20 protein-coding genes are annotated in these 23,699 nt (G+C 60.0%); 10 read left to right on the top strand and 10 right to left on the bottom strand.

The genetic code is table 11. The features are described 5' to 3' along the window. The first annotated feature begins 142 nt into the window (after positions 1 to 142). A complete protein-coding gene (locus U5A52_RS15865; RefSeq protein WP_321935288.1) occupies positions 143 to 1,471 on the top strand; it encodes a HipA domain-containing protein in 1,329 nt (442 codons plus the stop codon). Between the two features lie 192 nt (positions 1,472 to 1,663). Beyond that, positions 1,664 to 2,317: a hypothetical protein gene (locus U5A52_RS15860; RefSeq protein WP_321935287.1), complete on the top strand. Its 654-nt coding sequence runs from the start codon at positions 1,664 to 1,666 to the stop codon at positions 2,315 to 2,317. Between the two features lie 193 nt (positions 2,318 to 2,510). On the opposite strand, the gene U5A52_RS15855 is transcribed toward U5A52_RS15860, so the two are convergent. The 6 genes from U5A52_RS15855 to U5A52_RS15830 form a co-directional block, all read right to left on the bottom strand. Then, positions 2,511 to 3,725: a DUF1173 family protein gene (locus U5A52_RS15855; protein WP_321935286.1), complete on the bottom strand. Its 1,215-nt coding sequence runs from the start codon at positions 3,723 to 3,725 to the stop codon at positions 2,511 to 2,513. 205 nt (positions 3,726 to 3,930) lie between these two features. Beyond that, positions 3,931 to 4,422: a hypothetical protein gene (locus tag U5A52_RS15850; RefSeq protein WP_321935285.1), complete on the bottom strand. Its 492-nt coding sequence runs from the start codon at positions 4,420 to 4,422 to the stop codon at positions 3,931 to 3,933. Between the two features lie 417 nt (positions 4,423 to 4,839). Then, entirely contained in the window at positions 4,840 to 5,586 is a 747-nt protein-coding gene (locus U5A52_RS15845) for a hypothetical protein (RefSeq protein WP_321935284.1), read from the bottom strand. Positions 5,587 to 6,173: 587 nt separating this feature from the next. Next, positions 6,174 to 6,569, bottom strand: coding sequence for a hypothetical protein (locus U5A52_RS15840; RefSeq protein WP_321935283.1), 396 nt, complete (start codon positions 6,567 to 6,569; stop codon positions 6,174 to 6,176). Positions 6,570 to 7,464: 895 nt separating this feature from the next. Further along, positions 7,465 to 8,244 carry a hypothetical protein gene (locus U5A52_RS15835; RefSeq protein WP_321935281.1) on the bottom strand — a complete coding sequence of 260 codons (780 nt, stop codon included), beginning with the start codon at positions 8,242 to 8,244 and terminating at the stop codon, positions 7,465 to 7,467. A gap of 108 nt (positions 8,245 to 8,352) precedes the next feature. Next, a complete protein-coding gene (locus U5A52_RS15830; RefSeq protein ID WP_321935280.1) occupies positions 8,353 to 9,600 on the bottom strand; it encodes a phage integrase N-terminal domain-containing protein in 1,248 nt (415 codons plus the stop codon). Between the two features lie 2,004 nt (positions 9,601 to 11,604). On the opposite strand from U5A52_RS15830, the gene U5A52_RS15825 reads away from it, so the two are divergent. The 7 genes from U5A52_RS15825 to U5A52_RS15795 all read left to right on the top strand — a co-directional run bounded on the left by U5A52_RS15825 (position 11,605) and on the right by U5A52_RS15795 (position 16,869). Continuing rightward, a complete protein-coding gene (locus U5A52_RS15825) occupies positions 11,605 to 12,369 on the top strand; it encodes a hypothetical protein (RefSeq protein ID WP_321935279.1) in 765 nt (254 codons plus the stop codon). 2 nt (positions 12,370 to 12,371) lie between these two features. Beyond that, positions 12,372 to 12,947 (top strand): hypothetical protein, encoded by a 576-nt coding sequence (locus tag U5A52_RS15820; protein WP_321935278.1) that lies wholly within the window; start codon positions 12,372 to 12,374, stop codon positions 12,945 to 12,947. Between the two features lie 286 nt (positions 12,948 to 13,233). Continuing rightward, complete coding sequence (locus U5A52_RS15815; RefSeq protein WP_321935277.1) at positions 13,234 to 14,286, top strand: hypothetical protein; 1,053 nt, start codon at positions 13,234 to 13,236, stop codon at positions 14,284 to 14,286. A gap of 33 nt (positions 14,287 to 14,319) precedes the next feature. Continuing rightward, positions 14,320 to 14,658, top strand: a complete 339-nt coding sequence (locus U5A52_RS15810) for a hypothetical protein (protein WP_321935276.1) — start codon at positions 14,320 to 14,322, stop codon at positions 14,656 to 14,658. 27 nt (positions 14,659 to 14,685) lie between these two features. Beyond that, positions 14,686 to 15,270 (top strand): FlhC family transcriptional regulator, encoded by a 585-nt coding sequence (locus U5A52_RS15805; RefSeq protein ID WP_321935275.1) that lies wholly within the window; start codon positions 14,686 to 14,688, stop codon positions 15,268 to 15,270. A gap of 110 nt (positions 15,271 to 15,380) precedes the next feature. Continuing rightward, the gene (locus U5A52_RS15800; protein ID WP_321935274.1) at positions 15,381 to 16,037 is read left to right on the top strand and encodes a hypothetical protein; all 657 of its coding nucleotides are present in this window, start codon (positions 15,381 to 15,383) and stop codon (positions 16,035 to 16,037) included. A gap of 433 nt (positions 16,038 to 16,470) precedes the next feature. Then, positions 16,471 to 16,869: a hypothetical protein gene (locus tag U5A52_RS15795; protein ID WP_321935273.1), complete on the top strand. Its 399-nt coding sequence runs from the start codon at positions 16,471 to 16,473 to the stop codon at positions 16,867 to 16,869. A 41-nt stretch (positions 16,870 to 16,910) separates the two neighbouring features. Here U5A52_RS15795 and U5A52_RS15790 read toward each other — a convergent pair whose 3' ends face one another. Next, positions 16,911 to 17,369, bottom strand: coding sequence for a lytic transglycosylase domain-containing protein (locus tag U5A52_RS15790; protein WP_321935631.1), 459 nt, complete (start codon positions 17,367 to 17,369; stop codon positions 16,911 to 16,913). A 474-nt stretch (positions 17,370 to 17,843) separates the two neighbouring features. Here U5A52_RS15790 and U5A52_RS15785 point away from each other — a divergent pair, with 474 nt between their 5' ends. Further along, positions 17,844 to 18,845 (top strand): CAP domain-containing protein, encoded by a 1,002-nt coding sequence (locus U5A52_RS15785; protein ID WP_321935272.1) that lies wholly within the window; start codon positions 17,844 to 17,846, stop codon positions 18,843 to 18,845. Between the two features lie 1,995 nt (positions 18,846 to 20,840). Here the strand turns inward: U5A52_RS15785 and U5A52_RS15780 are convergent. The 3 genes from U5A52_RS15780 to U5A52_RS15770 all read right to left on the bottom strand — a co-directional run bounded on the left by U5A52_RS15780 (position 20,841) and on the right by U5A52_RS15770 (position 23,698). Beyond that, positions 20,841 to 21,593 carry a hypothetical protein gene (locus tag U5A52_RS15780; RefSeq protein ID WP_321935271.1) on the bottom strand — a complete coding sequence of 251 codons (753 nt, stop codon included), beginning with the start codon at positions 21,591 to 21,593 and terminating at the stop codon, positions 20,841 to 20,843. Between the two features lie 122 nt (positions 21,594 to 21,715). Beyond that, positions 21,716 to 23,194, bottom strand: a complete 1,479-nt coding sequence (gene pilV, locus U5A52_RS15775; RefSeq protein ID WP_321935270.1) for a shufflon system plasmid conjugative transfer pilus tip adhesin PilV — start codon at positions 23,192 to 23,194, stop codon at positions 21,716 to 21,718. 24 nt (positions 23,195 to 23,218) lie between these two features. After that, positions 23,219 to 23,698, bottom strand: coding sequence for a hypothetical protein (locus tag U5A52_RS15770; protein WP_321935269.1), 480 nt, complete (start codon positions 23,696 to 23,698; stop codon positions 23,219 to 23,221). Between the last annotated feature and the right edge of the window lies 1 nt (position 23,699).

Here is a 23,699-nt window from a genome sequence, read left to right as displayed (position 1 = left end):
AGGCCTTCAAGGCGGCACTGCGTGTACTTGAGACAAGTCAACCCGGTGTGCGCGAGGGCGCAACACTCAAGCGCGCTCGCAAGCTTGTCGAAGGCGCCAAGGCAACACCGCCTGCGAAGGGCGGTAAAGGAAGCACCCGCAAATGACCGAGCGCACCCTCCTCGCCTCGATCGATCATCAGTTGATCGGCACGCTGATCGAAGGAAACGGAATCTGGGCGTTTGAATACGACCCGGCGTGGCTCGAAAATCCCGATCGATTCGCGCTGAGCCCCCATATTCCGCTACTGGACAAGATCCAACGAGATGGGGCCACAACACGCCCGATACAATGGACGTTCGATAACCTCCTGCCCGAGGAGACAGTTCGCCAGCTCATCGCAAGCGACGCGAATCTCCCCGACGTGAGTGACGCGTTCGCGCTGCTTGAGCGCTACGGTCGGGAATCGGCTGGGTCTGTGAGCCTGCGCGTGCCGGGCGACGCCGAAGAGGCCGATCAGGAAACGTTGCTGCGGGCGCTGACCGACGAGGAGCTCAACGAGCGCATCCGAAACCTCCCGAACGTCCCGCTTACGCACGATGCGCCCAAGAAGATGTCACTCGCCGGCGCCCAGCACAAGCTGGCGGTGGTCGTGCGCGACGGCGAGCTTTTCGAGCCGGGCGGGCAGGCAGTTTCTACGCACATCATGAAGCCGAACCATCCGCAGGCCGGCGCATACCCTCACACGGTGGTCAACGAGTGGTTCATCATGCAGCTCGCGCGCAGCGTCGGGCTCGACGTGCCGGACGTGGCGCGGCGCTACGTGCCCGCGCCTGTGTATCTGATCACGCGATTCGACCGTGAAGAGAACAAGAGCGGCATCGTGTTGCGCCGTCACGCGATCGACGGATGCCAGATGCTCAATCTGGCTGCAACGATGAAGTACTCGAGCTGGTCGGTCGGTGCACTTGCCGAGCTCGCCGGGCGATGCCGCGCGCCGGCGCCGGCGCGTCTGCGCCTTTTCAAGTGGCTCGTGTTTTGTGTGCTGGTCGGCAACGGGGACTCGCACCTCAAAAACACGAGCTTTCTCGTGGATCGCAACGGGATCACATTGGCGCCCTTCTATGACCTGCTGTGCGAAGCGGTGTACGAGACGCGCAACTACAGCGACAAGGGCCGCTGGCCTGATCTCACGGAGTTCACGCGCGAGGTCTGTGGTGTCCAGCGCTACGCCGACTTCAGCCGCGCCGTGCTGATAGAAGCCGGCGAGCAACTCGGGCTGACCCGCGCTACCGCTACTCGCCAGATCACAGAGCTCCTCGCACGCCTGCCCGCCGCAGCCGATGCCCTCATCGTCGAGGTCGAGGATCAAAACAACAAGCTCATGGATTGGAGGCCCGAGCTGCGCGCGACCCTCGGCGGTGAAATGCAACTGCTGCGAGCGATCCGCCACATCGTGATTCAGGAGATGGTCGCCCGCATCTCGGCATAGCATTGCTTCGGGCGATGCGGCGAGTTGCAGCTGGCGGGGCTCGCCGATGTTCAAATGCGCCCGCGAAGGAGCGGACGAAAGCCGCGCGAATGCATTGCGTTGCCGGGCCGCTTTCGTCTGCCATGGGACCGCTGCTATGGCTACCCTCAGGCATGGGCGAAGTGGCCCGATCTCCACCGGCCGAGCGAAGCGATGAATCAGGAATTTTCAGCAGAATGCGAGAGCGAGCTCGCCGATGAGGCGAGCGCTATTGACACGCCCACCGCGGAGCGCACGAACAGACTAAGGGGCGATCTTTGTTGGCTTGCCGGGTTGCTCGCACGCTCCATGCACTCGATCGCTCTGAATCTGCCTGAACGCGTGTTCGAGCTTAAAGGCAGTGAGCGCGTGCATGCGGAAGCGATCTTCGAAATCGATATCCGGGTATACGGCCGATGGGCTCGACGCTGGGTCTCTCGGGACTACTATTTTCTGCAAGAGCAAGTGACACTCCGGAAGCAAACGCGGAGGGACCGCGACATGCTGGCCGAATTTGAAGCACGCGTGGCCGAGGCTGTTACCGCGTACCCGATCGACGAAAAGCTCCTTGCCCTGCTGCCCTACCATAAGGCCACGGTTCGTATCACCTCGCCGATTGCGGCAAGGGTCCTGGAGCAGCTATGCGAAGTTGATCGCGCGCTGGCCTGCCATTATTTCGGACAGAGTGCGCGAGGGATTGACGGCCCGCACGGGATCTGCGCGGACATGATTCGGGAGGCCTTGCACTGGCTCAAGGGCAACCCTCACGCCCCGATCGAAAGCCGAAACGGGGTTCGCGTTGCCAGCCGTTACATCTCAACCCGTTGAACTGACGCTCCCGTGGCGCCAGGCGTGAGACACACCGGGCGCGCACCGCCCGGAAATGGCGCTCCGCTTCACCAGCCGTAGCCCATTGACGCAGACGTCCGGCTCGGGAATGACACCGTTCCCCCACACAACAGCACTCTCGCACAGTTGCATGCGCGAGCCCACTTTCGGCGCGGCCCCACCGGAACGCGTCTCAGCCCTGCCGCTTGAGGTCAGGCAAGGGCCCACGCGCGTCCCACTCCAGAACCTTGACGCCCCGCACGCGGTAGAGGGCGATCTTTTCCGCCTTGCGCCGCTCGTACTCGCGATTGCCCAGCATCCCCCAGACCTCGACGACGCTCTCCTCCTCCACGTCTGTCAACCGGAAGTCCGGGAACACGCCTTCATGAACGTCGTAGCGCAAAGGCTTGACGAAAGCTCGACTGGCTTCCTCGAGCGCGTCGGCCATGGTCACCTCGTATGACGAGTCGGCCGGGATGTAGTGGCGGTTGGTCAGCATGACGCCCATGTCGACGACGCGCAGGTTGCTGTTCTTCGAGAGATCGACGACGAGCAGCGCGATCGCGCGCGCATTGTCTGCCGCTGCGGCTCCCGCGTCATTGCCCGCCAGCCGGTCGATCTGCGCGAAAGCGGGACTCGAGGCCTTGCGCGCGCGATCCACGAGCCCCTCGCTAGCGTAGAACGGTTGCAGGTGGTGCCGCAGGTCGATGCGGTAGCCGTACTTCGAGCGATCGATCTTCTTGATTTCGCCGATGACAATTCCGCGCGTGCGGAACGTGCCCGGCTGCGCCAGATACGCGTGAAAGCGACCCCATGCGCCCTCGATGGCGTCTCTCTCCTCAGGCGCCCAGGCCGGCACCGCGTAGAGCACGCGCTCCATCGGTTCGCCGTTGATGCGCCCTTCGAGCTTTCGCACCTCCCACCGGCAGCGGCTCCAGCTTCGCTTCCAGCCAGGCATCCAGCGGTTCAGTCCGGCCCGCTCCCAGAACGAGTGAAGCATTCCGACCAGGCCGACACTCGCGCGCCGCGCCCCGCCGCCACCTTGATTTTCGTGACGCTCAACGGGACCCTCGCGCTCATCGACACGCACCTTCATCGGGATATCCGCCTTGATATCGACGGACCCGTCATCGCGCTCGACAATCGCCCCGCTCGCATAGCCCGCGCGCACCGTGGCCTCGTCCGCTTCCTTCCTGAAGTCACATCCGCGCTTGTGGGCGAGACCCTCCCCGGGCCATCCGGCGAGATGGTAGAGCCCGTCGCGTCGCCGAATGACCAGGCGCCGGCCGCACGGACAGAGAGCATGCCCTAGCGTGGTGCGCGCCTCCTCAAACCACCTCCGGTATTTAGCGGGGGAGTCCTGAAGGTCTTCGAGCGCAAAGCGCTGCCCTGCGAGGGTGATCAGCATTACGGGCTTCCTGCGGTGCCGGCGCGGACCGAGCGCGCCATCGGTTGTTCAGTGCAGGCAGCGATGTGTCATGCGGCCTGTCCGATCTGACGTTAACACTGGAGCCCGGGTTGCCGTCCCGGAAAGGGGCGCGATGTTGCCCCGCATTCGCTGACGGTTGCGCACGCAACGACACCAGCACGGCGGTGGCGCCGCCGGACCTGCATCAGCTGGCGCGACGCAGGCGTGAGTAGAGGTGCAGCTGCGCGAGCAGGCTTTTCACCTCATGGATGTCGGCATTCAGGCCCGCCGCAAGTCCTGCGGCATCGAGGCTCGGATCTTCCCGGCGCAGGTCCAGGAGACTGTGAAGCAATGCCGAGCGACGTGCCTCCGGCGTGAGGTTCTTGAGGTCCTTCCCATCAGGATATTCCTGCGCCAACCAGTCTGCGAACCTCGCGGCCGCCTCGCTGCAAGCGGAATCAGGCGCCTCCTCAAGATCCGTGGGATCAGTACCGAAACTCGACAGGAACTCGATGAGCGGCCTCACTGGCATCATATGAGCCAGCTCCCCGGCTTCCAGCTTGTTTGGCCAGATCTTGGCGTCGGGCTTCTTGCTTTTGACGATCTCTAAAAACGTTTGCGATGAGACAAATCCCACAATACCCGCGACGTCTTCAAGTTTCAGAGAAATAAATTCCCTGTCTCTCGACATGGCCACAAGTAGGGGCTTCTCGCAATACGTCCGTCTCTGGACCGGCATGAATATCCACACGTAAGACAATGCGCCCTTGCTTATTCTTCTCGTAGGCGGCACTGGGTCAATAAACCATCTGAACAATGCTGGCGGTGGCTCCGCGCATTCGTCCAGCATATCCACGTCCACTTTCACCAAACTTACAGTCCGCGGGCCGAGCATTCTATCAGCAATGAATTGGAATACATCCACTTCTCATTGATTATATGCGCGTTATGATATCCGACCCGATTTCCTAGCGTGACTGTTGTCACAATAATGATGAAGAGCACGTTTTAGCATAATCGGCCTGATTCCCCCGCCAGACTGGATGACCAGACACCCGGCAGTCTCAGAACGCAAACGCCTGGCCACTTCTTCGTCACAAAAGGTAACGCACTTTCACAGTCCCGATTGCGGATTCGCGCTGCCGTCGCGCTTCGGGCTTCGCTGCGGGCGGTCAACCAGGCTCACCAGCGAGAGACTGAACGGGAAGAAGCCCATCAGACAGATCAGAAAGAAGCAGGCCCACTCACGGCCCGTGAGCTTGACCGGCTGGTCCTGCTGGACCTTGCGCATATCCTCGCGGATACGGCTCACCGCAAGCTGGTAGACAGCCACGATGCCGACGAGGCCCGTAACCAATGCCGCGAGCACCCACCACTTGAACGACGCCATGATCGACTGGAACTGCGCGTCGTCAGTTCGCCGATTTTCCTGACCCCGCACAAAGCCGTCACACGGTTCGGCCTGTTTCAGCCATTGTGCGGTGCTCATCTGCTTCATGTCCGGAATGTGCATCCAGGTCAACGTGCTTTCCGCCAGCTCACGCTTGACCTGATCGAGCCTGGCCGCCGGGACCTTGGTGCGGTCCCCCTGACACAGCAGGGTGAAGTCAACGACCTCGCGCATGGTGTCGACCATCCTATCGGTCAGATAGACGCTCGTCGCGGACTGCGCTCTCATGACACCCGCGAATTCCATCGGCAACAGGCCGGCGGAGGCGATGGCGATGGCGACCGCCCAATTGAACCGCACCGGCACACGCTTGTAGCGGCGCAGGAACAGCCAAAGGCACGGATAGGAGAGGACAACCAGCAGCGACGCCCAGATGATCTGAGCCTTCATGGCGAAATCGGCAGCGAACATGGATTGGAGCCTCTCAGGTGTATTTTTTTGCCGCAGCTTTGATAGCTGGCGCGAAGATTCTATGGGCGGCGAGGTCCCAACCCGATCCCGAAAACGAGACTGCACTCGCCACCATTCACTTGAGGCGGTGCGATGACCCGCCGATATCGGCTGCGCTGAGGTGCCCGCGGATTGCCGTTGCGCCCTGGATGCTTGAACTTTCAACCCTCCCCGAACGGGGGTGCGCCAGACGCCTTCGCAGGGCGAATACGCGTTCCACCGAAAGCCCCGAGCCGGTAGTCACGTCGCTCGCGCTCACCTTGGTACGCGCGCACCTTCGGGCTCACCGCTTCGCTTCACGCCGTGCGCGTGAAACAAAAAGGCCCTCGCGAGCTTACGCTTGCAAGGGCCGCGTGGCCGAGCGTTCAGGTCGGGAGGTCACTGCTTGCCCCCACTAACCGGTACGTTCCCTGTTGATACCGCGGACCGACATCATCCGACGCCCCGACTGGCCCCGGGTGCATACAGCCACCCGTCCCAATCGCAACCTCGCATCGAGCGGCCGGTAACGCAAGTCCGGGTCAGGCCAGCTCCGGACACCTGGATGCCTAATTGGCCCCACAGTTCGGGTTGCTATCCGTCACGAACGGCATCCCGTTCTGGAGCAATATCCATCCGTTTAGTTGCCCCGAACTTGCATCCACCTGGCACACCGCGGTATATCCTGTGGCGACATACGGCTCCTGATTGCCGCACGATGAATAGAACGTGTCGTACGAAGGCCCGCTCAGATACGCGTAGTACGTGGTCGCCGTTGTACTCAGGTTGTAGCTTGTCGGAACGAGCTGGATTTCCGACCACGTCGTCAAGCTCGGCGGTGAATATAGTACGTATTCACCCGACGCCATCCCGACGTTCGCGACCGCCAACGCGTTCCCGAGCATGTAGCTGTACCCAGCCGGGAAGCTGTTCTCGCACTGTGTGAGCGGAGGCAGAAGAGCCATCTGGCAGGTCGGCGCAGTCCAGCTCGAGCCAGTCCATGATGATGGAGTGATGAGCGTATAACCCGAAGGGCAGGTTGGTTGTGGCGTGTAGGTGCAGACCGGGTCCGTCCAGTAAGTCCCTTGCCACGCTGCGGCGGTAGACGTGACCCACCCCGCCGCCGTCGAGCAGCTTGGCGGAGCCGTGTAGGTGCAGGTCGGCGCCGACCATTTGCTACCCAGCCAGACTGCCGCCACGCTCGTGACCCAACCCGGAGAAGACGAGCATGCCGTGGGTTGCTGTGCAGGCGCATTGATTCCCGTCGCACAGCTCGTGTCCTCATATCCCGTGGTACATCGCGCGGGCGTTGCAAAAGCCGTGTGCGTGGCGAGCATGACAACGCATGCCACCCACGCGCGAGCCAGATGTGAAAAGCGCACTGTGATCTCCTTACCTTCCATGTATTTCTAGTTTTGAAGCGCTGGCCAATGGAGCCCGGCCCTCACGGCAGGTTGTCCATCGACGGCTAAATGAGCTAACGGCAAATCTCCGAACAGCCTTTGCCTTCTGGTGGATCCCTCATTTTGACGACTGCGTAGCCTCGCTGAGGCCGGCGATCCCGAATCTAGATCTGCTCGCCCAACCAACTCAAATCCATCCCCCCCTCCTCTTCTCGTCCCCGTCCCCGCGAGCAATGCGCACCTGGCGCCACCCCAAAGGGTGGGAGCAAGCGAGCCGCTTCCTTTCCCGCGACCAGAGCTACTTCGGTTTCCTGAACTTCACCTAGCAACGCCGCGCAGGTGCACGCATATCTAGGCGCATGTGCCCCACTGCTCAATGGTCGGAAATCCAGCTTTCTACCCCGCAAAAACCGGCATCAACGGTTGCCTTTCCAACCATCAAGCAAGGGGCGCGCGACTAGAGCCCGTAGCGGTACTGCTCCCCCGGCCGCCCCGCGTATCGCACTTCGGGTGTCTTACGTGCGGCCTGCCCCGAATCCCTGACATCCGCGACATGCGTGGGCCATTCACTCTCAGGCGGCGGGTCACCAAGAGCGACTTCACGCGAGATGGCAAGCCCAGCCAACCATGCCAGTAGATCGCCCGGCGTGCGCGTGGCCATCCATACCGAGCGATCCGAGTCGTTCACCCCCACGCAGAGTCCCGAATCCAGATCGAGCCCGAATGAAACGCCAACCATCGCGCCGAGCCACAACACCCGACTCGACACCGTTGCGTGCAACGTCCGGTTCGCCTCAACGATGCCTCGCGGCCGGTCCGCCCTTTTCGCTTCCCTGCCGCTGCCGAAGACCTCGACGCCCGCACCAAGAAAACCATCGCACCAGGCCATCACGGTCGTCCAAGCCTGCGGAGGCTCCACACCGAACTCGTCCCGGAAATTCCATCTCAGCCCGCGAACCTCCTCACGCGGCGCAGCCACCGGTACGCCATGCCCACCGTTTCCGCCACCCGAAAGAATTTCCACGAGCACGCCGAGGAGCGACCCCAACTTCACCCATCGATAAGCCAGGCCGTGTGCGACAAGGTGGTCCTTCACCTCATACGCTTCCTTGCCGAGCATCCACTTGACGGGAGCTTCGGCCGCCGTGCAGATCCAGGTTCCTTCATGGGTGCGCCACCATTCAGACGCGACTTCACCGATCGCGCTACCTGCGCCGGTCCGATTCAATAGCAACATCTTCGCCTCCATCGTCCACGAAGCAACACGCGAAAGCTCACGTGGACCCGAGTCCATTCGAAGGCAGGGCAAGCCAGTACCTGCCCTGCATCAGCCACACGCCCGGCCTTACGTCGGCCGCTTGCGGAACATCAGCACACCATCGTGCAACTGGAGGTCCATCTGGCGCGCATCGACGTCCGCTGCCTTGCGTTTGCGAAAGCCCGGCGCACCTGCACGGTCCTTCCCTGCAGCGTTCCCGGATTCACTCACCTTTCGACTCACGACCGGCGCCGGCGTGGCCTTGCCCGGGGCGTGGTTTTCATTCACCGCGGGCTTCTCAGGCTTCCTGCGGAACCTGCCGAACGAGCCGTAGTACGAGTTCATCACCGAGAGCCGGCTGTGCCCAAGCATCTCACTCATGCGACCACGGATGAGATCGAGGTCCTCTCGTGGCATCTGGTCGGCCGTGCCGCCCAGCGTCGGAGGCGTCATCCCTTCGGCCATCGCGCTGTTCTCGATGAACTCCATCCGTAAGCCGTGACCCGTTACCCCAGACAGCGCACGCGTGACGCCTATCTCTGCCATCCGGCGGCTGTACTCCGCAATCTGATACTTCAGCTTCGCTGGCTTACCTCTCCGGGTATGCGTCCATCCCAGCGTCCCCGTCTTTGAAATGCGCGCCTTGAGCAGTTCCAAAACCTGCCGTTGGAATTCGTTAGTAATCGGCACCGTTCTCGCGCGTCCGTTCTTCGGCCCAGCATTCGCGTACACAGCGATGTGGTCGCCTCGATCTGCCTTCCACGGGCTGAACATCAGGATTTCCTTGCGTCGCAGTCCGAACGCGACGCCCAAGCGCAGCATCAGTCCGAAGCGCTCATCGACCTCGTCGGCTTGCGCGTACTTGGCATCCACGTCGACATCATTCTTCGTCCACGATTTCGACTCAGTAATCGTCGCAACGTGCCTGAGGCGCGAGGCTGGCACATGCTTGAGGTACAACGGCAGTGCCCTCACCAATCCCTTTTTGCCGATCCACGTCGCGAACTTGCGCAGCATCGACATCTTCGTCTGCATCGTCTTGATTGCAGCGCCCTTCTCGTACCAACAGATCACGAGCGCTTCGACGTGTCTATCGCCGAGGCTCCTCGGATCCTGAATCTTGAATCCGAGTCCATGCAGCGTATTGAAGATATCGAACAGAACCGTTGCGGTCGCCTCGATCGTTCTATTGGACGCCGGCTGTCCGTTCATGCGCTTACCCGCTCGCTCGTTGATCAGAGCTTGCAGGCGTCCCTTCCATCCCGTCAGGTCTTCGCGGAAACCGGTCGCACCACCATCACGCCCATCCATCGCACGCTTTAATGCAGCACCCATCTCATCCTCCTTGGACACACGAATGACTTCACAATGTGAAACGTGCCTCGCCGCACGCAACGTTGCGCATCGTGAAACGCGCGCCCGGGGATACCGGGGTACTTCTGCACTACATGGCCGTGGTCTTAAAAGTGTGCGATTCGCCAGCCGGCTCGACCTGATGCGGTGCTTCTACGGCTGTTCGCCCGGTGATTACTCATTCCGGGTTACCTCCCCTAAGGCAGGCGCTGGTCACTAAGTGGTGGCCTCACTCCCATCTCCATCCGTGCGGATGGTCCCGGCCGATGGGTAGCCGGTATGTACTTCAACTCCCGCCAAAGGGCAGGCCGGGCCTTCCTGTGTGTCGCGGGTACCCGCCGTCCACACAGTCACCCAAGGGGTGCTATGGCCTCTTCTCTTTGCGCGATTCCTCGCGTTTCGAACTTTTGATTTGTAGCTGCGATATCGATCGATGCCATCGCGAATGTCACACAGGGATTGGCTTGCGCCGTTCCTCTGTGTTCGATTGTCGTTCTGTTTGGCGAGATCGAAAAAAAACGCGCATGCGCGCGTCGTCGTGGAAAAAGCAGGCGAGATCGGGCGATCTACTGCCTGTTTTCTGGGGAGCCTAGAGCATTCCTGCCATAGGACTCTTGAAGATTCTTTGGGGACCCAGCGAGGGGTCTTATGCCGCCGTGCGGCCTTTTGAAGCATTTGGATGGGGAAAAGCGCCCCGTCGAGCGAAGTAAAGCATGCCTCACCTACAGTGTCAAGTAAGGACGACGTCTCAAGGCACCATTCGTAGTGCCAATTATCTCCTAGTCGATGGATACATATTCTCGAATCGCCCGAATGACTTGCTCCAAGTTGCTCCCTTTCGCTCCCCACCTTACGGAACGCATCGGGGTGCTTCGAGCAGTCGGAAGCGCACTTTCTATCCATTTTCCTACTATTAAATCCTTTCTGCCCCCCACCGTTCCCTTCTACTCCCAAAACCGCTCCCTTCAATCACGCTATAGGCAAGCTTGCGGCGCTCGAGCGTCCGCCGGGACAGCGCATCCGTTCTACTCCGCTTCACTCCCGCCGTTTCTCCACAAGTCTCTGTTACTCCCTTTTAATCCACGCGCTTTAGCTGACGCGACTTCCGAGCGACGGCGTGTGGAGCGCGCAAGCCACGGATATCGTGCGATCGCCTTGTGCGGACTCCCATCTCGTTCCCCCTCTTCCCAGCTGGTCTCATCCGCTCTGCAATACTCCGTTTTGCTCCCGACAGAATGAACGGGGCGGTCGCTACCGGCGCCTGCTGGTACAACTTGACTCCGCTTTTGTCCCCGCGACTCGCTTTTTCTCCCTGCTCAATCCGCATCCCGTGTATTGCCGTCGTTCCGCGCGCCTCTTTCGGGATCCGTCGGCAATTGCCCCTCCATATAATTGGCGATCATCGGGACGCCGCCGCAATATGAACGAGACAAATACCGAAACCAACCGTATCCGCGAATTCATTGCGTCTAGCCGATCGACTCGGAGGAGCAAAAAGACCGCGGGCCTGGACGAAGTTCTGCTAGTCCTTCACCGCGAGGGGGCCACGTATCCAGAGATGGTTGACTACCTAAAGATCAACCACGATGTGGTCGTTACGCGCAGTGGGATCGGCAAACGCGTGCGGCACTTGCTGAAGCAAGGGACGGCTGCGCGCGACGGATTCTCAAGCGCCTCTAGACAGAGCGTTGAACCTGTGGCGCCCGAGCAAGCTGCGCCTGCTTCCCCCGTTCCCGCGATCCCAATGCATGCGTCGACCGCGGAGGCACTCGAGCCACGAAATGCGCGCGAACCGGGGGCGACATTCGCTCGGCGGACCACCACCGACGCACCCCAAAATTCACCCACACCGGCTGTCCCTCCTGGTAGGGAGCGGCTGGGCCCACGGTATGACTCAAACTCCCCTGAAGCCCTGGAGAGAGAGGCCCGGCTTGAAGAATCCATCCGGCAGCAGCGAATAATCTCCCCCCCCTAAAGGTCCAACAGATGCCCTACAAAATCCTCATCGCCCACCAATCCGGCATGGTCGGAAAGAGCACCACGGTCGCTTCTCTCCTCTACCCGCGCCTCCCTGGTTCTCTTAAGGTGTTTTCGGTCGAAGACGTCAACCAGGATGCCGCCCGTTACGGGCTCACCGTTCACCGCTATCGGGCCGCCGATTTTTCCGCACTCTGGCACGACATCAATATGGAAACGGCCAACGTCCTAGTAGACGTCGGTGCATCCAACTACCTGCAGTTCATGAACGAGATCATGGATTTGGAGGATGCGATCAACGACTTTAAGGCAGTTATCATTCCGTGCACTCCCGACCGCCGCGCTCAAGAGGAAACCGTCACAACAATCGAGGATCTTTCGAAGGCGGGTCTCGCTCCTCACAAACTGCGTGTGATTTTCAATCGGAGTACGTCCCGCCGCGGCACCCCGCCTGACCACGAATATCGGGTCATCGTGGCGTACCTGAAGGACCATCCGGAATACTCGTACTACGAAGATCTTGTCGTTCCCAACAAGAAGGTACACACCGACCTGGCTGCAGCGGGCAAGTCGATTGCCGACATCCTGAGCGACGCTACTGACCATCAAGCGGAGCTCGAGAAGGCGATCAAGCAGAATGTAGGCCCCAAGGAACAGGAGCGGCTCCTCCGTGCCGCGACACTCCAGCGCGCGGTTCGCGGTGCCGAATTAGATCTCCAGTCAGCCTTTCGAGCGCTGCGACTGCCGTTCGAAAGCCCGACGGCAGAGGCCTGATCATGCGCGATCCGGGTGGCGTCGAAGATGCCGCGTACATCATGCAGCTTGAGGAGCGAATCAAAAATGAGGGCATCCTCAAGGACATGGTTGAGAGATTCAGCGCTGCCCATGCTGAGCAGATGCAACTGCGATCGGAGATCGGATCGGTGGCGTCGCTGCTAGCCGCGGTGCCTACCGATATTCAGGCCGTCATCGATAAAGCGGACGTCATCGAGATACATCGCATGCTGGCACGAGCTCTCGAAACGGACTTCTGGTCCCGCCTCACCGACCACACCGATACAGAGTCCCGGGGGCTGAAGGCGTTCATGGTGGAAACGAAGGAATCCGTCCGGCTTGAGGTCGCCGAACTGCGCGACGCTGTTGCAGGCAAGCCGGCTCTCCCAATCGCCCCGCCAGGTTCCTCGCGCTGGCGCCGCGCCTTCATCGCCACCCAACGAGCCGCACTGCGTTCCGTACGGGCATGTGCAACGTTCTGGCCGGTTTTTCTTGTTGCCACAACCATCGCGGTCACTCTGTTTGCGGCGGTTGCTGTGGCGTTGCTCTACGCGACACTCCAGCACGTGTGCACTTAGGGGGTTCACTCTATTTTTCAGAAAGGCGACCCGCTGCACACGTAACTGTCAGCGGCTGACAGTCGTCCTTGCCGTAACTCCATGATTTTAATAACACTCCCCGCTTGCCGCAATTGCTAGTTACTACCTACACAGCATTGGCGGCAAGCGCCGCGTTGACGACCCCGCCTGAACGCGCCCAAAAAAATCGCGCTTTTTATGCCTAAGGCCTAAAACCTCCGCGCGTTCCTCCGTACAGACTCTCCAGCAAATATTTCCACGAAGAAATTCCGCCGGGAGTCGATCCATGTCCGCTGTCCTCACGCAACTCCACGTCGTAACCGCGCCCACCGTGCCCACCATGCCCGCGGGTCTTTCCCCGGCGGACCAGCAGCAACTGAGCTCCATCGCCGCGAATCTCCGCGTGCATTTCGCGCACCTGCAGGAGTCGATGGGCCACATCGCTTTTCACACCGCGCGGCTTGTCAAGATGCTCCAGGACAAGCCGGCGGAAGCTGAAAGATTCTTCTGCCAGGTAACTGGAAAATCGACGAGTACGTTCCGGGCCTATCGCCGGGCTGCGAAGGTCATCGAGCAGCACTTTGCTTCCGAGGACGGAACGCTGCCGGACTTCCTGACCAACATTCCGCTCGCGGCCTACAAGTTCATCAACGAGTCGACTGACACGCCCGTCATCGAAGCGATCGGAGAGCGCGCATCTCAGGGCCCCGTGACCGAAAGCGAGGTGAAGGCCATTGTGGCTTCCGCGACACAGGAGATGCAGGCGCGCCTCGACGCGGCTAACGACCAGATCGCGGAACGGGTAGCGGAAACACAGCATTTCCAGGCCAATGCGGCAGAGAGTGCGCGCCAGGCCACCGACCAAGAGGCGCGCGCAAACAGCATGGCCGCACAGCTTCGCAGCGAAGAGCAGATCAATCGTGATCTTCAGGCCGATCGCGACGCCCTAGCGCGGGACCTTGATGAAGCCAAGGACGAAATTGATCGACTGGTCAAGCAGTCCACCGTCGTCCAATTTCAGGACCGGGAAGTACAGGTCGTGCCAGCGGAGTTCAAGAACCTCGAAGAAGTTCAGCGAGCGCTGGAGGAAGCGACCGCCCGCCGAGATTCTGTGCAGACCGAACTCTCCAACCTGGAGTCCAAGCTCGTCTCGGCCCAGGAGGCCGCGCAAACCCTCCAGACGCTCGAGGCAGAGGTCGGTCGCATCTCTGGCCTCTTCCCCGCTGCTCTACTCGAAAAACTGCACGACTCCGATGACCAGGTTTCTGCGCGCATCTATCGCATAGCGGCACAGCTGCGCCTGCTCGCGGACACCCTCAGCATGTCCGCAACGGCATGACCTGCATCTTCACCTGACTCTCGGAGCCTCTACATGTCCACCACTGACACCCTTCTCCTGACGCTACCTCCCGCTGTGCGCAACGCGGTGAACGCTGCGAACGTAAAGATCCTGGAAGCTTACCGGTCGGCAAAAAACGAGTCCGACGCTGCGCTGTACCTGTTGTTCGGCATGAACGAGAGCCAGTTTGATGTTGCACGCAAGCTCAGTCATACCGACATCCGCCGCTTCTCAGACCTGGGCTTGCCCATCTGGGCTTCCCGCATCGAATTTGCAAGTCTTGGCGAGGTGGATAGCCCGCTCGTCGAACTCGATAACGACCGAATTTTCCGGACGTTGAACCTTTCCCTGAAACACGTCACTCCTGTCTGATGCCAGGAAGAGAGTGAGGAGTCAATCATGTATCAGAACGTGCACGCACTGAACGAAGAAATCGCCCGCGCTCTCATCAAGGCTGGCGCAAGAAAGCCGACCGTGAGCAGTAGCTCCCGTTTGCCAGACGGACGGCTTGACCGTATGTACAGTCAGGAATTCCGGTTGAAATCGTCCTCGGGCCTACTCCCCTCGAGTCTGCTCTGGTTTACATCGACACACCGGATCCAGCTGCAGTCTGCCTTCCTACTCATGACCTATCAGCAGCTCTGCCAATCGATGAAGCGCCGGATGAACATGCCGCCCGACGCAATTGCGCGCGCGGCACTAACTCGCGCGATCACCCTTTACCAGGAAGTGGCGGGCGGGAAAGAGAGCGTTGATATCAGCGCGGACCGTGCCGCCTTCTTCTTGCGTGCCTTCTCCGATGCAATGTGGCTGTCAACGAACGGCAACGACGCTCTCGCGATCAAACTCTCCGGCTGTAGCCTCTGCCGGGTTCCGCTGATGATTCCCCGACACCACAGCGAATATCACTGTACTGCGTGCAAGCCGCGCCTCCGCCGTGCCAGCCGTGCCAAGCCACACGACGGGGAAAAGCTGGCCGCCTGAAAACGCGAATCTACCTCATGAATGTGAGTGCAGTTCGTACGACATACGCTCCGGTTACAGCATGCGACTCCGGTATATTCCGCAGAGACGCAATCAACCGGAGCCTTGTGTTGCATTTCCCATTCACGACGACCGCCGATCTGACCGTATCCGAAGAGTCAGCAGCTGCTTCGCCTGAATCCTTCCTAGACATCCGACAACTTCGCGAGCGCGGGTGGACGCGGCAGATGGTCATCCGGTTCCTCTGCACCCCCGATTCGATGCGAGCGCCTGCCCTTGGACGGGGCGGCCGACCCGCAGAGTTGTACGACGTTCGCCGGGTCCTACAAGCTGAGCGGCGAGTCGATTTCATCCACGCGTATCGGCGCGCACCCGCGCGCTCTGCGATGGCGCGCGAGTCGCAACGTACCCGCCGAGACGCGGTGATCCGGTTTGCAAGCACCCTGGAACTCTCGCTACCCTTCCGCCCACTCGAGGTAGTACGCGCGCACGCGATAGCAGCGGCGTGCGTCGCGGAGGAGCAGAAGCCAATCGACGTCGGGGAACAGGACAAAATGCTCAAGTACCTGCTCGGCGCGATGGACGCAGACGCAAAGCGTTTGAAGATTTTCGAACGACAACCCGGAATCGACGATGCACGCACCCTGCTTCGGGACCGCCAGATTGAGTTGATTGTCTGGCACTACCCGGAACTGACGGCAGCCGCTCGCCGTTACCGCATCAAGGAGGCAATGTGCCCACCCGAACAGCGAATCGCACACGGCTGAAAGTCGCATTCCGCGCACTGAGCGATGCCGCGCAAACTAACTTTCTCGCCTGGCTTCGCCAACCGACCGCAAGGTGGTCCTGGCGGATTGACGGGCCCGCGCTCTTCGTTGTGATCGCAACGTTACTCGCCGACAGAACGCCGCTACGCCATTCACTTGTGATCGCATGGATGAATGTGGTCGCAATCTTCGCGATCGGGTTGATTCTGCACCGCAATCTGAGAAGGGACGTCAAATGGCGCGACGTCAGAAAGCAATTCGAAGAGAGGGTATCGCGTCGACAAAGCAAGTCATGGTGAGGCGCTGCTCGTAGGCTGTGAAGTCGATTTGCCTTCCATCCAGCCAGGGTTATCGTTACTCCAGATCCCGGTGATTCAATCTGCGCGAGCAAAGAGCCGCCGGTGGATACCCAACCCGTACAAGGAGAGCATCAATGGAGAAGATGAAAGGCGAGCACAAAGCACTCAAGGATCTGAGCTACAAGGAAATCGTCGCCTGCAAGCGCCCGGAGAACATGTGGCAGGTCTTCCAACCCGACGACGTACGCCCGCTCGAGCTCTACGCAACTGCAAACGTGGCTGCCATACTCATCATGATCGCGGCTGCGGCGTCGGTTGTCGGGCTGCTGGCGTTCGCGCTGTGGAGCGAGAATGCCCTCCGGGACTTCGCACTCAACGCAAGTCCCCTCTACGAGACGTCGATCAACGTGGTCGCCTGGAGCGCGAAGGTCCTGAGTGCCGGCGCCGCTGGGACTTCGCTCTGGCGCTTCTGGAAGAGCATCCCCTTCCTGGTCTCGGAAATCCGTCGCACGGTACAGGACGAGCGTCTGTGAACCGCGCCTCGCCCACGTCAAGACAAGCCCTGCATATGGGCTTATTGAGCACCGTCGTTGTATCCGCGGGCGAGCAATCGGTCAACAACGCTCTTCACCTTGGCAGCATATCGGTCCCGATAGTACGGGGTCGCTGAGTTGTATGCGCCTATCGCCGCCCAGGTATTCCCGTACCGATCGATCTCTCGCCTCAGAATCCAGGCACCGGTGTAAACACTTTTACATCCGTCATAGAGGTCCGCAGCCCCCATGCCATACCGGGCGAGCTCCGCGAGGTGAATTGAGTTGATCTGCATCTCGCCCATGTCAACCGAACCGTTGGCATTCTGGTTGGTTGCGTTCGGGTTGCCCTGGCTCTCGACGATCGCTATCGCACGCAGGATCAGCGGATTGACGTGATGAAAGCTTGCTGCGTCATCAAAGCAATCTGCGCTTGCAGAATTCGCAAACAGCGCCGTTAACAGGGTGGTGAGCGGGAAGAGAATCCGTCGAAGGCGCATGGCAGTTGATGCGAATTGGATGATCGTAGCGATGATTGATTGTCCCGTCAGGAGGGACATAAGTGATTCGGAATAGGACGCTGTTTTTGCCTGTATTCGACCATCGCGGCACGAGTCATTTGATTTTTGCTGGGCAACTGGGTGCGTTACTTACTCTAGCGGTTCTCTTGCTACGTTCTTCTTGCAAGACATGGAAATCCTTTGTTATGATGATCTCGAATCTCCGGTCGCCTTGGCGGCATAACGTTAAGCTTTCACCTGTACTTCGGTACATCTCAAACTGTAGACACGACACCACTCCTCGATTTGGAGCGGCCGCTTGTGTATCCACAGTCGCTTTGCAATATCCCTAATCAACCAGAAGCGTCCGATTTGCATAAGGCGATTGCAAGGCACTCTTGCATCGGCTTGCTTTATCAAAACGTCATGGGATATTGGGGTTCTCATTCCTTTTCTTTAAGTCGGGGGCAAAAAATGTATATCAAACGCAATCGCTTTTCGATGGCAACGGCTTCAGCCGCAATGATGTTGGCGCTCGCTGCATGCGGCGGCGGCGGTGGCGGCGGGAGCAGCAGTGGCAGTTCGTCGGGCAGTACTTCGCCGACGACGAGCAACACTCAAACGGCAACCAGCGCGAACGTCTCGACGCCGCAGTACGCAGCCGGCAGCGTGCAACTCGCTATGTTCCAGGACGTGAACACTGCGCGCCAACAATGCGGCTTCCCTGCAGTGGTCGAAAACACCACGCTGGACACGTCGTCGGCTAACCATGTCACGTACATGCTCGACAACGGCGGCATCGCGACTGATACCGAGGCGTCAGCCAACAAGGGATTCACGGGCGTGACTTACCAGGATCGCGCAGTGTCCGCAGGGTACCCATCGGGCGTTGGTGTGGGCGGTGAAAGCGCGGGTTACTACACTACCGCAACTCTTGCCAACGCGGCCTACGGGCAGGCTCTCACGGAAGGTTGGATTTACGGCGTGTATCACAGCGCGCTCGTTGCCGAACCTTTCGCGCAGATCGGCTTTGGCGAAGGGCAGTTGACCTACAACAACTTCCCGCAGGTTCTCGCGGCGAACTCGTACTCTGGCAACACGCCGTTGACCGGCAATCTCCCGCTCACGTACCCGTGTCAGGGCACTACCGGCGTCCCGTACGCTTATGGCGGTGAAGTTCCGCAGCCGCCGGGCACGACCAACGGTACGAACTGGGGGCCGAGTATCCCGGTAGCTGGCAACGTCGGCGACACGGTCACGCTCACGTCGGGGACGTTGACCGACACCTCGGGCCATGTGATCACCATGAAGCTGCTGGACTCCACCTCTGATACGAATGGTCTCCTCCCGAAGTACCGGGCGGTGGCCTACTCGCTTACCGCACTGACGCCGAATACGACGTACTCGGTGAGTATCACGGGCACGTACAACGGCGCTTCGTTCTCGCGTAACTACACCTTCTCGACCAAGAGCTAGTCTCCTGCGTCACTAAGTTCGGAAAAACAGGCCTCACCCTTCGGGGTGAGGCTTTTTTTTTCTCTACAGAACTTGATAGTGCCTTCCGCTCGTCAGACACATTTGGCAGTCTGTTCGCCTCAGGCCGAATTGCAGGAATCGGACGCTCGATCGTGGCTCTGGGATGAATGTCGGCCAACCCATGTCAATGCAATATTTGAGCTATTGGAGCCATTGGGCTCCGATGTTTACTATCGCTTTCGTAGACGTGACGTTCTGCGACGACTGCAGCCCAGAAGCTTTTCAGTAGTTTAATTAATCCACATAGCGACCGTCCGGCGTGACCATGACCAACATCCCGAGGGTCCGTGGTCTTGGATACGCACCATGTAGAGTTAGCTGTAGTCGGTAGTGGTCTGCTCGAACTCGAGCAGTTATTCCCAAGTGGGGAGCCCGAGAATAGACTGCGGCAGGCATATACATTGAAGTCACCGGCCTGCCGCTAATCGCGAGACTCAAGCGAACTCCAAATGCGGCCAATGAAGAATTCGCGCAATAAGGTGCTCCGATTGCACTAGCACAGAAAAGGGCGTGTCATGCGAACCCGAGGCTTCGCGGTCGAAGTTGAGGAGCGAGAATCCAGCGTGGCTCCGCTTCGGTTAGTCGAAATGGAACGCGCCTTACAACAAGGCGCTCCCCATCGACGACGGTCAAATCGGTCGTGCTCCCCTCGGCAGCGGGTCCCACCGAGGGGCCTTATGTCGATTAGTGGCCACCTTGGTTACAACTGCCCAGATTTACGCTCGAGCTAGAGTAGCTCGCCGTCTGCGCAGATAGCTGAGCAACGCAGACCTGGGTGGTAACCGTGCCGCACGTTGGGTTACCGTTCGAATCGGGTTGCCCCCCACCCGAAACCAGTCGATATGTGATCGTGTTCCCGGACTGTTGCGCATACGGAAGAATTTCACCATTCCATACTAGCGACTCATTCGTGGTCAACTGCGACGCGTTGCTCACGCCGTACCACGCCTGCAGACAAGCGTCCTGGGCTTGAGTTTGGGTCCATAGCGATTGCGTGCAAACCAGCCCGACCCACCCCGCACCGTTCCACGACGGCGCTGTTTGCTGTGTTTCGCCGGGAGGACACGTAGGCGGAGCCTGGTACCCACAAGTCTGCCCAACCCAGGCGGACCCATTCCACGACCAGTTCGCGGTGTTGTAGTATCCGGCGCCATCGACTTGCGTACAATTTCCAGGCGGCGCCGCATATCCACACGATTGCCCGACCCATGCTGATCCATTCCACGACCAGTTGGCCGTATTGTAGTAGCCGGCGCCATAGGACTGGGTGCAGTTTCCAGGAATCCCTACGTCCTCGCATTGAGGCGCGCTGAAGTGTGACCCTTCCCACTGCGCAGGGGTAACGGTAATTACTCCAACAGTAGCGGTACTTGCGGGGCACGTCGGGGGCGTTTGGGGCGCTGCAGCAATCGGGTTGGCACAGGAGGTGTCCTCGTACCCTGCCGAGCAACGAGCCGGTGTGGCGTAGGCGTCCGATTGAGATAAGGCGAGAGTAAGCGTGACGATAGTCAACGCGGTGTATTCGAGTTCTTTTTTCATCGAATCAGGCTTCCAGAGGCGCGGGGCAGCTCGAGATCGACTTCCGCAAGCCCGTATTTATACCAATGGGCTCTCCCCTCGCATCCTCGAAAGCATGCAATTTAGATCGCCTATTCGGATCAAGAGCGATGATCGACGTTGGAGCACGCCCGCGATTCGGTATGCGAATCGACGGCTGAAGGAATTTTGAGTGTGCGGCGGTTTCACATCCGCGCGACCAAGTAGCAATCCAAGGAAACTCAGGGCAACTCGGAGACTAGCCTTCGTCGGGATTCCGGGAAAGGTCGGCCTCACTCCGCCGAACGCATGCAGTACAGAGCGAGTCGTGCAACAGCACCCCTTTCAACGACGCTAAATGCGCGGCACTCGAGTTACCCATGAGTATGTGCTCGCCGCTTAGCGGCTACCCGCTTGGTTGCAGGACCCGAGAAACTGGTGCGTGGTAGTTTCCGTTGCAGTCTGCGCGTCGAGTTGCGCAACGCACGTGTACCAGGTCAGGTCGCCACATGTCGGCTCCCCGTTACCATCGGGCTCCCCTCCGCCTGTATCGTATCTATATGTGATCGTATCCCCCGATTGGACGGCTTCGGGAACGATGTAGTCGTTCCACAGGATCGAGTTATAAGCAACCAATTGCGAAGGGTCATTTACGCCGAACAGTTTCTCGAGGCAAGCATTTGCTGCCTCGCTCGGGGTCCAGATCGACTGCTGGCACACCTGCCCCGTCCATTCGCCCCCGTCCCATGTGGGCGCCGTTCGTTGTGTCTGGCCTGGCGGACAAGTCGGCGGGGCAGCATATGCGCAGGTCTGGCCGGTCCACGCCGATCCGTTCCAGGTCCAGTTTGCCGTGTTGTAGTAGCCTGGACCTTCGGCCTGAGTGCAATTTGGCGGAATGGCGACATCCACGCATTGCGGCAGACTGTAATACGAGCCTTGCCACTTCGCAGGTGTTTCGGTAATCACGCCAACGGTGGCGGTGCTCGCCGGGCACGTAACGGGCGTCTGAACCGGAGATGCGATCGGAGTCTCACAACTTGAATCCTGGAATCCTTCCGAGCAGCGGGTCGGAGCCGCAAGCGCAGTCGATTCGATCAAAAGCAGCGCCAACCCCGCCGCGACAATTCGCGAGTATCCCGCCATTTTTTTCATGAGATCTGCCTTTCACGAGTACAGTTCGCAAGCCTGTACTGGTAACCGGGGGCACCCCTGCTCCCCCTTGAAAATCCACACCATCGCGGTTCTAGTCGGGACCCCGCAAATGCGTTATCGCGTCAGAAACTACAATACGTCTCTGCCTGTGCCGAGACCCCTGGCGCTGGGGCAGCAACCGCAGCGCCAGTACCATCGGTGATTGCGACGGTCCAGTACGACCCGGCGGGAGGCGTCACCGCAGGGCTAACGGTGATGTTGTATGTTGCCGTGGTGTCGATATACGTTTCCTGGGGCATCACAACAATCTGTGCAATGGACCCAGCCGGACATGTGGGAACTGGAACCGTCCAACCGAACGAATTCGAAACGTTATACAGACCTTGCCGGAGAGATGGCCCCCCAACCGGCATCCACAAATACGACCCGTTGAACTTCTGGCAGGACAGCAAAATCCCCATCGTGTCAGAGTTGCTGACCGCCGTAGCTCCCGGGTTCGAGCACGCGGTCTCGACGGCCGCGCCACCGGGCATGACCCAACTGGTGAACGTGCCGGTGCCACTCGGTCCTTGTGTGGCCCCCGGGCCGACAGCAAGAGAAGTCCCGGCCGATACGGCGCTCGCCGCGCTTACATTACCTGCGACCGCCGTGATATCGCCCGTCTTCGCCGTATAGCCGCCTTGCGACGTGACCTTGCCGTTTCCGTCGACCGCCAGGAGCGTGAGGCTCCAGGCGCTATTCATTACGTCGAATTCGCCGTTATTTCCAGCAAGGTAGACAGACTGTCCGTTATTGCCGGTGAGGCCGACCGTACCGCCTACCCCCGTCTCCTTGAACGCCGTCACCGAGCTCGCGGCCAACGCTGCCGACGGGGCCGCCTGCGTCCCGGCCGCAGTGGAAGTCAACGTGCCGGTGCTAACCCAGCTTGCGCCGGTGATGCTGTGGGCCGTTCCCCCGACGTCCGTCATGCTCATGTTCGTTTGCATGGCATTGAGCTCAGGATGTCCCGCGACTTGCACTCGATAGAGGTATTCCGAATTCCCGCTATTTGCGTTGAAGCTCAGCAGTGACGCCAGATGCCCGCTGCCCGGGTTCGTGTACGCGGCCATCGGAACCTGCCACGAGCCGTACGCCCCATATGCGTTAGTCGCCTGCATGGTCGAGCCTGCCTGGTTCGCATATGGGATGAACCCACCCTGCGCCCCCACTTGCGCTGCGATCTTCACGAGCTCATTGGCAGTCGGGATGGCGTTGCCCCCCTGCGACGTCACAACGCCCTGCAGCTGACCGGAGACAGGTTGGCTCACCTGCAATTCCCAGGTCTGCTTAAACGGATTCGTACCCGTGAACCCTTGGGGCAGGTAACCCGCATTGACCAGCGTTGTCGCACTCACCGACGACGCTGCGCCGACCGTGGTCGCCACGAGTGTCGACGAGTTATCCTGGATGTACTGAGTCGCGGCGTTGTCGAACTGGAGCATCTGACCAGAGGTCGCAGCAACTTGCACGTTCTGCATTCCCTGGTCAACCCAGTTCACGAAGCCCTTCACCGAGAGCATCGAGATAATCCCTGCGATCAGGACCGCTACGATTGATTCCATGTTCCGTCCTTGTCACTATCGCCTTCAAGGCGTTGCGAGAATCGATGCGACGATCGAGCCTTTAGCAAATGTCGCCGGCACAGCGATAGACGTGCCGTCCGCAAGATTGGTGGCGATCCCAGAAGCGGTAACCTCGTACCACGCCGCGCTGTGCCCCGTGTCGTGCTCAATCGCTGCCGCGGCGCCCGGGGCACCCGGCACGACGGAGTACACGTTCCGGCTGCCGCCCCCCGCGCTACTTGTGACGCACATTGCTCCGGTGGGCAGAACGACACCCGAGGGAACAACGACTGTCAGGTTGCTGCTGATCGTCCCCGGGGAGGTAAGCGCCGCCTCAAAGCAAGCGTTCTCGAGCATTTCCGCCTGCTGCGCTCGTGTTTGTGCAAGCTGCTGTGACATACCGACGGGCCCCGCGCCTGGCACAGCGTTGGCGAATCCCATCGCCTGCATGCCGAGGCCAAGGAAGATCGCCACCATAGCCATAGGAAGGATCAGAAAGCCCATC

This window comes from Paraburkholderia sp. J8-2 (genome assembly GCF_905220195.1).
Classification (GTDB): domain Bacteria; phylum Pseudomonadota; class Gammaproteobacteria; order Burkholderiales; family Burkholderiaceae; genus Paraburkholderia.
Note: the sequence above shows the minus strand (reverse complement) of the source record. Positions and strands in the feature narration are given on the sequence as shown.